Origin of the sequence: Nonomuraea sp. NPDC001831, assembly GCF_042892035.1 — a bacterium.
Lineage (GTDB): Bacteria > Actinomycetota > Actinomycetes > Streptosporangiales > Streptosporangiaceae > Nonomuraea.
This window is the reverse complement of sequence record NZ_JBIATU010000001.1, coordinates 858,862-872,652: the sequence shown is the minus strand read 5'-3', so window position 1 is coordinate 872,652 and position 13,791 is coordinate 858,862. Positions and strand designations below refer to the sequence as shown.

At 72.7% G+C, this 13,791-nt stretch carries 12 protein-coding genes; 10 read left to right on the top strand and 2 right to left on the bottom strand.

The annotated features are described in order from the left end of the window. The first annotated feature begins 183 nt into the window (after positions 1-183). The 9 genes from ACFYYW_RS03740 to ACFYYW_RS03700 all read left to right on the top strand — a co-directional run bounded on the left by ACFYYW_RS03740 (position 184) and on the right by ACFYYW_RS03700 (position 10,686). The gene (locus ACFYYW_RS03740; protein WP_387644701.1) at positions 184-2,415 is read left to right on the top strand and encodes a hypothetical protein; all 2,232 of its coding nucleotides are present in this window, start codon (positions 184-186) and stop codon (positions 2,413-2,415) included. Between the two features lie 112 nt (positions 2,416-2,527). Beyond that, the gene (locus ACFYYW_RS03735) at positions 2,528-3,643 is read left to right on the top strand and encodes a GntR family transcriptional regulator (protein WP_387644698.1); all 1,116 of its coding nucleotides are present in this window, start codon (positions 2,528-2,530) and stop codon (positions 3,641-3,643) included. A 54-nt stretch (positions 3,644-3,697) separates the two neighbouring features. After that, positions 3,698-4,990, top strand: a complete 1,293-nt coding sequence (locus ACFYYW_RS03730) for an extracellular solute-binding protein (RefSeq protein ID WP_364413228.1) — start codon at positions 3,698-3,700, stop codon at positions 4,988-4,990. Next, entirely contained in the window at positions 4,987-5,919 is a 933-nt protein-coding gene (locus ACFYYW_RS03725; RefSeq protein WP_387644695.1) for a carbohydrate ABC transporter permease, read from the top strand. Before ACFYYW_RS03730 ends, ACFYYW_RS03725 begins: the two co-directional genes overlap by 4 nt. Continuing rightward, the gene (locus ACFYYW_RS03720; protein WP_352328343.1) at positions 5,912-6,724 is read left to right on the top strand and encodes a carbohydrate ABC transporter permease; all 813 of its coding nucleotides are present in this window, start codon (positions 5,912-5,914) and stop codon (positions 6,722-6,724) included. Before ACFYYW_RS03725 ends, ACFYYW_RS03720 begins: the two co-directional genes overlap by 8 nt. Before the next feature lie 32 nt (positions 6,725-6,756). Beyond that, the gene (locus tag ACFYYW_RS03715) at positions 6,757-7,764 is read left to right on the top strand and encodes a Gfo/Idh/MocA family protein (protein WP_387644691.1); all 1,008 of its coding nucleotides are present in this window, start codon (positions 6,757-6,759) and stop codon (positions 7,762-7,764) included. Further along, positions 7,761-8,531 carry a sugar phosphate isomerase/epimerase family protein gene (locus tag ACFYYW_RS03710; protein WP_387644688.1) on the top strand — a complete coding sequence of 257 codons (771 nt, stop codon included), beginning with the start codon at positions 7,761-7,763 and terminating at the stop codon, positions 8,529-8,531. Before ACFYYW_RS03715 ends, ACFYYW_RS03710 begins: the two co-directional genes overlap by 4 nt. Positions 8,532-8,651: 120 nt before the next feature. After that, positions 8,652-9,677, top strand: a complete 1,026-nt coding sequence (locus ACFYYW_RS03705; protein ID WP_387644685.1) for an NAD-dependent epimerase/dehydratase family protein — start codon at positions 8,652-8,654, stop codon at positions 9,675-9,677. Position 9,678: 1 nt separating this feature from the next. Next, on the top strand, positions 9,679-10,686 hold the full coding sequence (locus ACFYYW_RS03700; RefSeq protein ID WP_387644682.1) for a dihydrodipicolinate synthase family protein: 1,008 nt from the start codon (positions 9,679-9,681) through the stop codon (positions 10,684-10,686). A 164-nt stretch (positions 10,687-10,850) separates the two neighbouring features. Here the strand turns inward: ACFYYW_RS03700 and ACFYYW_RS03695 are convergent, their stop codons facing one another. Beyond that, positions 10,851-11,957, bottom strand: a complete 1,107-nt coding sequence (locus ACFYYW_RS03695; protein ID WP_364413222.1) for a dipeptide epimerase — start codon at positions 11,955-11,957, stop codon at positions 10,851-10,853. A gap of 247 nt (positions 11,958-12,204) precedes the next feature. On the opposite strand from ACFYYW_RS03695, the gene ACFYYW_RS03690 reads away from it, so the two are divergent. Further along, entirely contained in the window at positions 12,205-12,702 is a 498-nt protein-coding gene (locus tag ACFYYW_RS03690) for a CAP family protein (RefSeq protein ID WP_387644678.1), read from the top strand. 94 nt (positions 12,703-12,796) lie between these two features. Here the strand turns inward: ACFYYW_RS03690 and ppk2 are convergent, their stop codons facing one another. Further along, the gene (gene ppk2 / locus ACFYYW_RS03685) at positions 12,797-13,756 is read right to left on the bottom strand and encodes a polyphosphate kinase 2 (protein ID WP_387644675.1); all 960 of its coding nucleotides are present in this window, start codon (positions 13,754-13,756) and stop codon (positions 12,797-12,799) included. Positions 13,757-13,791 lie beyond the last annotated feature (35 nt).

Genomic DNA, 13,791 nt, shown 5'->3' with positions numbered 1-13,791 from the left:
CCCGCCCGCCTTCCGCGTCGGCGCGGGGCCCGTCTCGGGTCCGAGAGCACCTCGCCCATTCGGTGGCCGGAATTCATGCCATTCTTCTTCCGGAAATTCGGGGCTATCGTTTCGCCATCTCATGGATTCAATGTCCGGACATATCCGTTTCCGGCGTTAATTCATTCCTATGGAGGTGGCTTCATGCCCGAAAGGCTGTGGAGAATCGCGGGCGCGCTCGCGCTCGCCGTGCCGCTCGCCGTGCCGCTCGCCGTGCCGCTCGCCGTGGCCGCACCGGCCGTGGCGAGCGCGGCCGACCCGCCGTCGGTGGTGATCGACGCCGCCGAGCTCGCCCCCGGCCTGATCCGGCTGACCGGCCGCTTCACCGCCGCCTACGACGTGTCCGTCGTGGTGGACGGCGAGCGCGTGGAACGGGCCCAGGTCACCGACCCCGACGCCGACGACAGCGGAACCTGGTCCTACGACCTCGACACCCGCGCCCTGGACGGCGAGATCGAGGTCTACGCCAAGGCCACGGCCGCCGACACCCGCTACGGCGCCTGGTCGCCGCCGCTGACCCTGCGCGTGGACAACCCGCGGGCCAGGGCCCCGCGCGTGGCGATCGCCGAGCCCGCCGACGGGGCCCGGCTCACCCGTCCCACGCCGGTCCGGGTGCACGTGGCCGGCGCGGACGTGCGCTCGGTGCGGGTCCGCGTCAACGGCGGCCCCTGGCAGCCCGCCGCCGGCGCGCGAGGACGCTACGTCGCGCTGCTGAACCCGGCCCGGTACGGCGACGTGATGGCGAGCCTGGAGGCCGAGGCGGTGGACGCGCGCGGCCACGTGTCCCGGTCGTCCACCACGTACGTGGCGCTCGGCGCGGCGCGCGGGCAGGCCCCGGTGCCGCACCGGCAGGACCGGGCGATGTGGATCTGGGAGAAGGCGTCCTACAACCTGGTGCTGAACCCCGGTTCGCGCCGCCTGCTGGAGACCGTCCTGCCCGCCGGATCGACGCTCTACCTGGGCGTGGACACCTACGCCGGGCGCGACATGATCGAGGACGCGCGTCCCGGGCTGCGTGACCTGGTGGCCTGGGCGCACGGCCGGGGCATGAAGGTGCACGCCACCGTGGCCGGCGGGACGCGGCCGCCGTACCTGGGGGCGCTGTCCCGCTACCGCGAGCGGGCCGTCGGGGAGATGGAACGGGTGCTCGACTACAACCTGTCCTCGAAGCCGGCGGAGCGGTTCGACGGGATCAACGTCGACATCGAGCCGTACAGCCTGCCCTGGTTCACCAGCGGCAAGCCCGACGTGCAGATCCAGTGGCTGGACACGCTGCGCGCGATGATCGCCCGCCGGGACGCCTCCGGGCAGCCGCTGCTGTTCGGCCCGGCCGTGCCGCGCTGGCTGGACACCTCCGCCTGCTGCACCGGCATCACCTACGGCGGGACCACCCGCACCTTGGCCGAGCACGTCCAGGACCTCAGCGACTACATCGCGATCATGGACTACCGCGACCAGGCGGACGGCGGCCCCGGCATCATCGCGCAGGCGGCCGGCGAGCTGGCCTACGCCGAGCGCATCGGCAGGCCGCTGTCGGTGGTGGTCGGCGTGGAGACGCTGGACATCGCGACCAGCGGCGACCCGTCCAGCATCACCTTCCGCGAGGAGGGCAGGGACGTGCTGGAGGCCGAGCTGGCCAAGGTCTCCCAGGCGTTCGCGGGCAGCCCGGCCTTCGCCGGGATCGCGCTGCACCACTACGACTCCTACCGGGAGCTGCCCACGGTCTGGGGGCCCTCGGCCAGGTGGCCGGAGCCGCCCGCCGACTCCGGGCCGCCCACGGGCGTGGCCTCGCCGCCGCGGGCCGTGGCGTTCGGCCATGCCACGGTGGACCTGACGTACGGGCGGGCGCGCGACGACACCGAGGTCGCCCACTACGAGGTGCACCGCTCGACCGAGGCGGGTTTCACCCCGGGCCCCGGCACGCTCGCCGGGAAGGCCCGCGGCCTCACCCACACCGACACCGGCCTGCTGCCCGCCACCGCCTACCACTACCGCGTCGTGCCGGTGGACGTGGCCGGTCACCGCGGCCCGCCCTCGGCCCCGGTCACCGTGACGACCGGCGCGAGCGGCCTGCGGCCCATGGTCGTGCAGTCGATGGCGGTGACGGTGGAGGGCGGCGCGGCCCGCGTCCGGCTGCGGGTGGTGGACAAGGAGAGCGGGCAGCCGGTGGCCGCCACGATCCGCGGGCGCTTCACCTTCTCCGCCGGCCGCTACGTGACGGTGACCGCGGGCGCCGACGGCTGGGCCACCGCGACGTCGGAGGCGCTGAAGCAGCCGACCGGCGAGGTGGGCTTCGCCGGTCACCGCCTGACCGCCGCGGGCCGCTACTGGGCCGCCGCCTACGACCGCGACAAGGACGTCACGGCCCGCTGGTGAGCTCCAAAGGGGCGGAATTCATTCCTAATATGTCGCGAATAACGGAGTGAATTTAGGGTTGACATTACTTTGGAATGACGAGAAGAATCTCGTTATGGAGCCACCTGAAGGAATGAATTCCCTCCCCAGGGGAAGGCGATTCCGCACCCTCGCGGCGCGCCTGCGGCAGGAGATCGTGCAGGGCCGCTGGCCGGTCGGCGGCCGGCTGCCGACCGAGTCCGAGCTGGCGCAGACCTACTCGGTCGGGGTCAACACCGTGCGCCGCGCGGTCGACCTCCTCGTCGAGGAGGGGCTCGTCCGGCGCCGGCAGGGGTCGGGCACCTTCGTGACCAGCTCCGTCAGCCCGGGGGCCAGGCCGCGTCTCATCGGCGCGCTCGTCCCGTCGACCACCTACTACTTCCCGCAGGTCGTCCAGGGCATCGAGCGGGCGGCCACCGCCGCCGGCGTGCAGCTCGTGCTGGCCTGCTCCAACTACGACCCCGACGTCGAGGCCGGGCAGATCCAGCAGCTCGTCGACGTCGGCGTGGCCGGTCTGCTGCTGGTGCCCAACCTGCACCTCGCCGCCGACCCCGACGCCCACCTGGCCCGCCTGCGCGGGCTGCCCGTGCCGTACGTCCTGGTGGAACGCCGCCCGGCCGACCCCCGCCCGGCCGACCCGACCTCCTACGTCTGCACCGACGTGCACGGCGGCGGCTACGCGGCGGTGCAGCACCTGAGCGGGCTCGGCCGCGGCCGGATCGGCTACCTCGGCCGGATCGGCACCGCCAGCTCCGAGCAGGTCTTCGCGGGATACCGCCAGGCCGTCGCCGACCTCGGGCTTCCGGAGATCCCGGAGGCCGTGGCCAGGCAGCCCGTCTGGACCGGCCCCGACATGCTGGCCTACGCCAACGCGCTGGTCGCCGAGAAGGTGCGCGCGGTGGTGTGCCTCGGCGACCGCGAGGCCACCGCGCTGCTGCCCTACCTGCGCCGGGTCGGCCTGACCGTGCCCGACGACATCGCCGTCGTCGCCTACGACGACGAGGTCGCCGACCTGTCGGAGGTGCCGCTCACCGCGGTCTCGCCGCCCAAGGCCGAGGTCGGCCGCATGGCGACCGAACTGCTGCTGCGGCGGATCGAGCTCGGCCCCGCCGCCCCGGTCTGCCGGGTCGTGCTGCAGCCCCGCCTGGCCGTCCGCGCCTCCTGCGGAGCCGCCTCCGGCAGCCTGGTCGAGGTCCGCGTCCCGACGTGACGGCGGCGTCCCCCTCACCCCCCTTCCCCCTCTTCGTTCCTGTTGGAGGACCCAATGAGAGTGCGCGTGCTCGCCGCTGCCGCGGCGGCCGTCCTCACCGTGGCCGGCACGGCGTCGTGCGGCGGCCCGGCCGACGACTCCGGGGCGGTCACCCTGAAGCTCGGCTTCTACGCCGCCGCGGGCGACCCGGCCGACACGACCATGCGGGAGCTCGTCAAGGAGTTCACGGCCGCCAACCCGTCGATCAAGGTGCAGCTGGAGGTCGCGCCGTACGTCAAGTTCTTCGAGCGGCTCAGGACGCAGATCGCCGGCGGCCAGGCGCCCCAGGTGTGGCTGTCGGACGGCGTGCTCGTGCAGGAGTTCGCCGCCCGCGGCGCGCTCGCCGACCTGAGCGACCGGGTCAAGACCGTCAACGCCGCCGACTTCTCCGGCATCGAGCTGAACCGCGACGCCCAGGGCCGGGTCTTCGGCTTCCCCCAGGGCGCCCAGACCCCGGTGCTCTTCTACAACAAGAAGCTGTTCGCCGAGGCCAAGGTCGCCGAGCCCACGGCCGAATGGACGTACGACGACCTGGCCGCCGCGGCCAGGAAGCTCACCAAGGACGCCAACGGCGACGGCAAGCCCGACACCTACGGATTCCGCGCGTACTCGCCGGGGTTCACCGAGAGCTGGTGGCCCATCGTCAAGGCCTTCGGCGGCGACGTCGTCACCGACGGGGGCCGCAAGGTCGTCGTCGACAGCCCGCAGTCCACGGCCGCGCTCGACTGGATGTTGCGCGCCATGGGCAAGGACGGCTTCGCCCCCGACTACGTGACCACCGAGGCCATGGGCAAGGGCGTCGTGCACACGCTGTTCGCGACCGGCCGGGTCGCCATGTCGTACGGCATCTACGCCCGGACGCTGCCCGCGGTGAGCGCGGGCGTCGACTTCGGCGTGGCGCCGCTGCCGAAGGGCCCGGCCGGGCGCGGCAACGTCGCGATCGTCAACTCGTGGGTGGTCGGCAAGGGCGCCTCCCCCGCCCAGGCCGACGCGGCGTGGAAGTGGATCACGTTCTTCTCCGGCGAGGGCCCGCAGCGCAAGTGGGCCGAGCTGGGCGAGGCGATCCCGATCAACAAGAAGGTCGCCGCCACGGCCCTGCCCGCCGACCGCGGCCCGGTCTTCCTGGAGTCGCTCGACGCGGCCACCGACCTCGGCACCAACGCCGTGTGGTCGGAGTACACCGAGGCCCTGGCCAAGCGCATGAACGAGGCCCTGTCGGGCGCCACGCCGGTCGCCACCGCGCTGCAGACCGGGCAGAAGGAGGCCCAGGAGGTCATCGACCGCTTCTACGCCGGGAAGACGCAGTGACGGTGCTCACCAGGCGCTCCGGGCAGGTGGCCGCCGAGCCGCGGCCGCCCGCCCGGCGGCGGCGCACCGGCGAGCGGGCCTGGGCCTTCGCGTTCGCCTCGCCCTACCTCCTGCACCTGGTCGCGCTGGCCGCCTGGCCGCTGCTGGCCTCCCTGTTCTTCAGCATGACCGAGTACGACCTGATGTCCGCGCCGCGGTTCGTCGGGTTCGGCAACTTCACCCGCCTCTTCGAGGACCCGACGTTCTGGCGCACGCTCGGCAACACGGCGTACTTCGCGGTGCTGTTCGTGCCCACCCAGACGGCCCTGGCGCTGGCCCTGGCGGTCGCGCTCAACCAGCGGCTGCGCGGCATGGCGCTGTTCCGCGCGGCCTACTTCGTGCCGGTCGTCTCCTCATGGGTGGTCGTCGCCTACGTGGCCGACGCCGTCTTCAACCCGCAAACCGGCATCGCCAACCAGGTGCTCGGCTTCCTCGGGCTGTCGGCCGAGAACTGGTTGCAGGATCCCGCGCTGGTGATCCCCACGCTGGCGGCGGTCGCGGTCTGGAAGGGCGTCGGCTACATGACGGTGCTCTTCCTGGCGGGCCTGCAGGCCATCCCCGAGGAGCGCTACGAGGCCGCCAGGATCGACGGCGCGTCGGCCTGGAACCGGTTCCGCTACATCACCCTGCCGGGCATCTCCGGCACCACGTTCCTGGTGCTGGTGCTCACCTCCATCGAGACGCTGCAGTCGTTCGAGCAGGTCTTCGTGATGACCGACGGCGGGCCGCACGGCGCGAGCGAGCTGACCGTGCTCTACCTCTACCGGCAGGGTTTCCAGTTCTTCCAGATGGGCTACGCCTCGGCCGTGGCGTGGGTGCTGTTCGTGCTGGTGCTCGCGCTGACCCTGGTGCAGTTCCGGCTCCAGCGCAGGTGGGTGCACTATGCGTAAGACCGTCTCGTACGTGCTGGTGCTGGCGGGGGCGGCGGTCATGTTGCTGCCGTTCGCCGCGGCGCTGGGCAACTCGCTCAAGAGCTTCGCCCAGTACATCCAGGTGCCGCCCGCGTGGATCCCCGACCCGGTCCAGTGGGACAACTACGCCGAGGTGTGGCGGCGCACGCCGTTCGGGCTCTACCTGGCCAACAGCCTGGTGATCGCGGTGCTCGCGGTGGCCGGGAACGTGCTGACCAGCGCCATGGTCGGGCACTCCCTGGCCAGGATGCGGCTGCCGGGCAAACAGGCGCTGCTGACGATGGCGCTGGGCACGATGATGTTGCCGACCGTCATCACGATCGTCCCGAACTTCCTGCTGTTCCGCTCGCTGGGCTGGCTGGACTCGATGCTGCCGCTCATCGTGCCGTACTGGCTGGCCACGCCGATCGGGATCTTCCTGATGCGGCAGACGTTCCTCGGCATCCCCAAGGACTTCGAGGAGGCGGCCGGCCTCGACGGCGCCAATCCCTGGCAGGTGTTCTGGCGCATCCACCTGCCGCTGGCCAAGCCCGCCCTGGCCACGCTCGCGGTCTTCACCTTCACCACCTCCTGGAAGGCCGTGCTGGAGCCCACGATCTACCTCACCTCGCCGGAGAACTACACGCTGCCGGTCGGCGTGCTGAGCCTGAAGGGGCAGTTCGTCGGCAACGACCAGCTCGTGACGGCCGCGGCGATGATGAGCCTGCTGCCGATGCTGGTGGTGTTCGTGCTGGCCCAGCGTTACTTCGTCCGCGGAACCATGTCCGCGGGTCTCAAGGGCTGACCAGAGCCCATGTCCGATCCGGAAAGGAAAACGTGACCACAACATCCGGGCTGCGCCTGGGCGTCATCGGCGCGGGCACCATCGCGGAGTTCCACGTGGCCGCCGCCCGCCAGAGCGCCGGGCAGGTGAAGGTCGCCGCGGTGTGCGACGTCCGGGCCGAGGCGGCCGAGAAGCTGGCCGCCGAGGCCGGCGCGCGGGTCTTCACCGACCACCGGGCGATGCTCGACGCCGGCGGCCTCGACGCGGTCGTGATCACCGTGCCGCACGCGCTGCACGCCCCGATCACCCTCGACGCCGCCGCGGCCGGGCTGCACGTGCTCGTGGAGAAGCCGATCGCCACCACCCGCGAGGACGCCGTCCGCATGATCGAGGCGTGCCGGGCGGCCGGCGTCGTGTTCGCCGTCGGGCACGTGCTGCGCTTCGTCCCGATGCTGCGCGCGGCGGCCGGGTTCCTCGCCTCGGGCGAGCTCGGCCAGGTCGTGGTGGCCGCCGAGCGGCGCACCGCCGACTACGCCGACCCCACGCGTCCCCGCTGGTTCCTCGACGCCGACATGGCCGGCGGCGGCATCGTGCTCAACGTCGGCACGCACAGCATCGACAAGCTCCAGATGCTGGTCGGCTCGCCGATCGCGGAGGTCACCGCGCACGTCGCCGGGCCCGCCGGCGGGTCGGTGGAGACCGAGGCGGTCGCCCTGGCCCGGCACGCCGACGGCACCCGGTCGACGCTCTCGGTCACCGGCACCGGCCTGCCGTTCACCGACGAGGCCGAGATCGTGTGCGGCGAAGGCGCGCTGCGCATCAGCCGCGGCGAGGGCGTCTGGTCCTTCCGCGGCGGCGTCGCCACGCAGGTCGCCGCGCCCGGCATCGGCGAGATGGCCACCGCGTTCGCCGCGCAGCTCACCGACTTCGCGCGCGCCTGCGCCGGCCGCACCGCCCCCGAGGTCACCGCCGAGTACGCCCTGTCGGTCCTCGACGTCGCCCTGGCCGTCTACGAGTCCGCCCGCCGGGGTTCCACCGTCACAGTGAAGGGACAGTCATGAACCCGCTCGCGTTCAGCACGCTCGGCATGCCGGGCGCACCGGCCGCGGAGGTCGTCGCCACCGCCGCCCGGTACGGCTGCGCCGCCGTCGAGCTGCGCTGCGCCGAAGGTGAGCTCGTCGCGCCGGACACCCCCGACGCCGAGCTGCGCTCGATCGCCCGGACGTTCGCCGCCGCCGGGATCGGCATCGTCGCCGTGTGCTCCTACACCCGCGTGGCCCGGCCGGACGGCGACCCGGTGGCCGAGGTGCTGCGCCACGTCGAGATCGCCGAAGCGCTCGGCTCGCCGTACGTGCGGGTCTTCGGCGGCGTCGAAGGGCAGGACGACCCGGCCGCCGCCGCGACTCGGAGGCTCGCGGACGTGGCCGGCCGGCTGCCGGACAACGGCGTGGACGTGCTGCTGGAGACGCACGACGTGTTCCTGACCGGCCAGGCGGTGGCCGGCGTGCTGGCCGGGGTCGGCTCGCCGCGCGTCGGCGCGCTGTGGGACGTGGTCAACCCGTGGCGGGCCGGTGAGAGCGCCGCGGCCACCGCGGACGCGCTGGCCCCCTACCTGCGGCACGTGCAGATCAAGGACGCCGCCTCGCCCGCCGACCTCGCGCCGGTGCTGCCGGGCAAGGGCGCGGTGGGCGTGCCGGACGTGCTGGCCGAGCTGGACCGGATCGGCTACGCGGGCTTCCTGGCGCTGGAGTGGGAGCGCGCCTGGTACCCCGACGCGGCGCCCGTCGGCGAGGCCCTGGCCGCCTTCCGAACGGTGCTGGGACGGTGACCCCCCTGACCGCCCCGGTGCGTCGGGACGACTTGCTCGGCTTCACCCGGCGGCCGGCCGATCACCTCCCCCTGCCGGACCGGATGGGCATGGCCTTCCGGCGACCCGAAGGAGCCGCACATGTTCACCTCTGAGCAGGAGCTGGAGGACCGGCTGGCCACCCCGTCGGCCGCGCTGGCCGCCGACGTCGCCGGGCTCGACGGCGACCTCGTCGTGCTCGGCGCGGGCGGCAAGATGGGGCCGAGCCTGGTCCGGCTGGCCCGGCGGGCCCTGGAGGCGGCGGGCCGCGGCTCGGCCCGCGTGTACGCCGTGTCCCGCTGGTCGGACGGCCGGGCCGCGCGGGCGCTGGCCGACGAGGGCGTCGAGGTGGTCGCCGCCGATCTGATGTCCGGCGGCGACCTGGCCGGGCTGCCCGACGCGGCCAACGTCGTGTTCATGGCGGGCGCCAAGTTCGGCACGTCGGCGGCGCCGTACCAGGCGTGGGCGGTCAACGCGGCGCTGCCGGCCGCCGTGGCCAGGCGCTACCGCGACTCCGCGATCGCGGTGTTCTCCACCGGCAACGTGTACCCGCTGGTGGACGTGGCCGGCGGCGGCAGCGCCGAGGAGGACCGGCCGGACCCGGTGGGCGAGTACGCGATGAGCTGCCTGGGCCGGGAACGCGTCTTCGAGCACGCCGCCGCGGCGTACGGCACCAGGGTCGCGATCCTGCGCCTGAACTACGCGGTGGACCTGCGCTACGGCGTGCTGGCCGACCTCGCGGCCACCGTGGCGGCGGGCGAGCCGGTCGACCTCACCACCGGGCACGTCAACGTCGTCTGGCAGGGGTACGCCAACGAGGTCGCGCTGCGGTCGTTGCGCCACGCGCGCGCCCCGGAGGCGTTCACCCTGAACCTGACCGGCCCGGAGACCGCCTCGGTGCGGCGCACGGCGGCCCGGCTGGCCGCCGCGATGGGGACGAAGGCGTCCTTCACCGGCGCCGAGAGCGGCACCGCGCTGCTCAGCGACGCCTCGCGCTGCCACGGCCTGTTCGGCTACCCGGACGTGCCGCTGGACACCCTGATCGCCTGGCAGGCCGGCTGGCTGTCGCGCGGGCTGCCCCTGTCGGGCAGGCCGACCAAGTTCGCGGTACGCGACGGGAGGTTCTGAGATGTCGATCGACCTGCTGCGGGAGGGGACGGTCATCCCCGCCCACCCGCTGGCGCTGACCGCCGGGCGCACTCTGGACGAGCGCCGCCAGCGCGCGCTCACCCGCTACTACCTGGCCTCGGGGGCGGGCGGCGCGGCCGTGGCGGTGCACACGACGCAGTTCGAGATCCGCCGGGCGGGCCTGCTGCGGCCGGTGCTGGAGCTGGCCGCCGAGGTCGTGGCGAAGGAGGCGGAGCGGCCGTTCGTCATGGTCGCGGGCGCGTGCGGCGACACCGCCCAGGCCGTGGCGGAGGCGGAGCTGGCCGCGTCGCTGGGCTACCACGCGGTGCTGCTGTCGCCCCAGGTGCCCGGCGCGGGCGAGCCGGAGCTGCTGGCGCGGGCCTCGGCGGTGGGCGAGGTGCTGCCGGTGATCGGCTTCTACCTCCAGGAGGCGGTGGGCGGACGCCGGCTCGGCCCGTCGTTCTGGCGGTCGCTGAGCGAGCAGGAGTCGGTGGTGGCGATCAAGATGGCGCCCTTCGACCGGTATCGCACGCTCGACGTGGTCAGGGCGGTGGCGGCGTCCGGGCGCGGCGACGACCTCGCGCTCTACACCGGCAACGACGACAACATCCTGGCCGACCTGCTCTCCCCCGTCGCGGGCCGCCGGATCGTCGGCGGGCTGCTCGGCCAGTGGGCGGTGTGGACGCGGGCGGCGGTGCTCATGTTCGACGAGGTGCGCCGGGCCTGGGCGGGCGACGACGAGGTCCTGCGTTCCCTGCTGGCCCGCGCCGGCGACCTCACCGACGCCAACGGCGCGGTGTTCGACGTGGCGGGCGGGTTCCGCGGCTGCATCGCCGGGGTGCACGAGGTGCTGCGCCGCCAGGGCCTGCTGGCCGGGACGTGGTGCCTGGACCCGGACGAGGGCCTGTCGCCCGGGCAGGCCGCGGAGATCGCGCGGGTGAGCGCGGCCTATCCGTGGCTGGTGGACGACGAGTTCGTGGCCGCCCACCTGGACGACTGGCTGCGCTAGCTCCTGGACGCCCGAAGGTTATTACGGCGCCTTGTAATATTGATAATTTTGGCCCTGTTTTCCCTGCGGGAGCCGGCACGCGCCGGTGGTGACGATGAAGCTGTTGTCGAGCCGCTTTGTGCGCAGCGGCCGGGACGCGCGTCCCGGCCCCCGGTTTTCGTTCGTCAGACGGTCCAGTGGGCCGTGGACAGGGCGCGGACGGCGTTCTCGTCCACCTCGACGCCGAGGCCGGGGCCGGTGGGCACCAGGGCCGTCCCGTCCGAGACCTCCACCGTCGGGCCGCCGACGTACGCCGAGCGCACGAACTGGCGGCCGTTGAGGTCGACCGGGGTGTCCACGCCGAACGCCGCGAACAGGTGCAGCGAGGCGGCGAACCCCAGGTCGGTGTCCGTCAGCCCCGAGCCCATGATACGCAGCCCGGCGTCCTCGGCGAGCTGGCACAGCCGGCGCGACAAGGTCAGCCCGCCCGACCGCTGCACCTTGGCGATGGCGATGTCGACGGCGTCGAGCTTGACGAACGTGGCCAGGTCGGAGGGGTGGCGCAGGCTCTCGTCGAGCGCGACCGGGAGCGGGCTGTGGTCGCGCAGGCGGCGCAGCCCGGTGACGTCGTTGGCGGGCAGCGGCTGCTCGAACGCCGTGACGTCCAGGTCGGCCAGCCGGCGGGCCATGCGCAGCGCGCCGTCCACGGTGTAGGCCTGGTTGGCGTCGACCCACAGCGGGGCGCCGGGGGCCGCCTCCCTGACGGCCGCGACGACGGACAGGTCCGTCGCCTCGTCGTGCAGGCCGACCTTGACCTTGAACGCGCGGTAGCCCTCCGCCCGCCCCTCCTCGACCGCCTGCCGCACCTCGCCGGGCGTCTGACCGGCCACGATCCAGCCGAGCGTGATCCGGTCGAGGCGGCGCTGGCCCCACAGCACGCCGACGGGCACCCCGAGGGCCCGGCCGAGCAGGTCGTGCAGGGCGATGTCGAGCGCGGACTTGGCGATGGGCGACCCGATCGTCAGCCCGCGGTTGATCACCTTCTCGTAGGCCGCGCAGGCGCCGTCCAGGTCCCAGGCGGGGCGGCCGAGGAGGGCGGGGGCCAGGTAGCCGGCGATCGTCGTCGAGATCGACTCCACGGTCTCGTACGTCCAGGCGGGCGTCGGCGTGGCCTCGCCCCAGCCGGTCACCCCGCCGGCCGTCACCTTGACGAGAACCCGCTCGGCGGGCTTCCCCTCGGTGGTGACGTTTCCCCCTGAAATGCTGAACGAACGGATGGACGGCAATTCCACGACGAATATCTCAATACGCTCGACGACCAGCGATCTCATCATTCTCCAATGAGCAGGAATTCATGCTTACCCGAGCATTTAATCCTCCCGAATCTAGCACGCCGGAATTGATTTCAGAATCAACGGCAGGAATTCATCCGGCCCTTTCGCCGGCGCCCGCTGGCCGCATCCGGACGTTGACCGGCGACCCACCCGGGCGCAGGCTTCGGTGGTCCCCACTTCTCCCGTTCACGACGAGGTGATCGAGATGGCCGGAACCCGTCCCGCCCTTCCGGACGCGACCAGCGACAGCTTCCTGGCCGAAGCACTGAACGAGGCCAACGCCTACCGCGCCAAGCACCACGCGCCCCCCATGGAGATGGACGCCAGGCTCGTCGAGTACGCCAAGGAGCGCGCGTCCTCGCGCTCGGAGTACGCCAAGCTGTCGGCCGGCCACGACGGCCTGCGCGACACCACCGGCGAGAACATCTTCTGGGGCATGTCCTCCGGCTCCACGCCGAAGACCGCCGGCGACGCCGTGACCGCCTGGTACAACGAGATCGCCGATTACAACTGGGCGAACCCGCCGGGCGACCCGGCCAGGACCGGGCACTTCAGCCAGCTCGTCTGGAAGGACACCAGGAGGGTCGGCGCGGCCCGCGTCGCCGGCCAGGGCCCCGACGGGTTCGAGACCTACATCGTGTTCGTCTTCGAGAACCCGGGCAACTACGAGGGCGAGTACCCCCAGAACGTCCTGCCCGCCTGACGACGGGCCGGTCAGGGGGCGGCGAGGGCCCCCTGACCACCGGCCCCCTGACCACCGGCCGGCCGACCACCGGCGGCCGGCCGGCGCCGGACGGTCACGGGTCGGCGCCCTGGGAGGCGACGTGGTCCTCGTCGAAGATGTCCCCCGCCGAGATCACGATCCGCGGGTCGGGCACGCCGACGACCTCGTCGTCCTTGTCGTCGTAGTCGAAGAGGCTGAGCACGTGGCGCATGGCCTCCAGCCGGGCGCGTTTCTTGTCGTTGCTCTTGATGACGGTCCAGGGCGCCGACTCGGTGTCGGTGTGCAGGAACATGTCCTCCTTGGCCTGGGTGTAGTCGTCCCATTTGCGGAGGGACGCCAGGTCCATCGACGACAACTTCCACTGCCGCACCGGGTCCACCTGGCGGATGATGAACCGGGTGCGCTGCTCGGCCCGCGAGACCGAGAACCAGAGCTTGACCAGGTGCAGCCCCGAGTCCACCAGCAGGTCCTCCAGGCGCGGCACCTGCTCCATGAACTCCAGGTACTCGTGCACGTCGCAGAAGCCCATGACCCGCTCGACCCCCGCCCGGTTGTACCAGGAGCGGTCGAACAGCACGATCTCCCCGTTGGCCGGCAGGTGGGCGATGTAGCGCTGGAAGTACCACTGGCCGCGCTCGCGCTCGCTCGGCTTCTCCAGCGCGACCACCGTGGCCCCGCGCGGGTTGAGGTGCTCCATGAAGCGCTTGATCGTGCCGCCCTTGCCGGCCGCGTCGCGCCCCTCGAACAACACCACCAGCCGGCGGCCGGTGGCCTTGATCCAGTACTGCAGCTTGAGCAGCTCGATCTGCAGCAGCCGCTTGTCCCGCTCGTAGATCTCCCTGGACAGGCGCTCGTCGTAGGGGTAGTGCTGCCGCCAGGTGTCCACCGGCCGGCCGTCGGCGCGCATCAGCACCGGATCGTCGTCGTCGCCGTCGTCCACCCACAACCCGGGAGTGGTGTCGAGCAGTTCGCTGTGCTCCGCGGCCGCCAGGGGGGCGAGGACCACGGGCTGCTCGTCGCCTGGACCGGTCATGCGGCCCGCGACCGGATGTTCGCGTTCATGGCGTC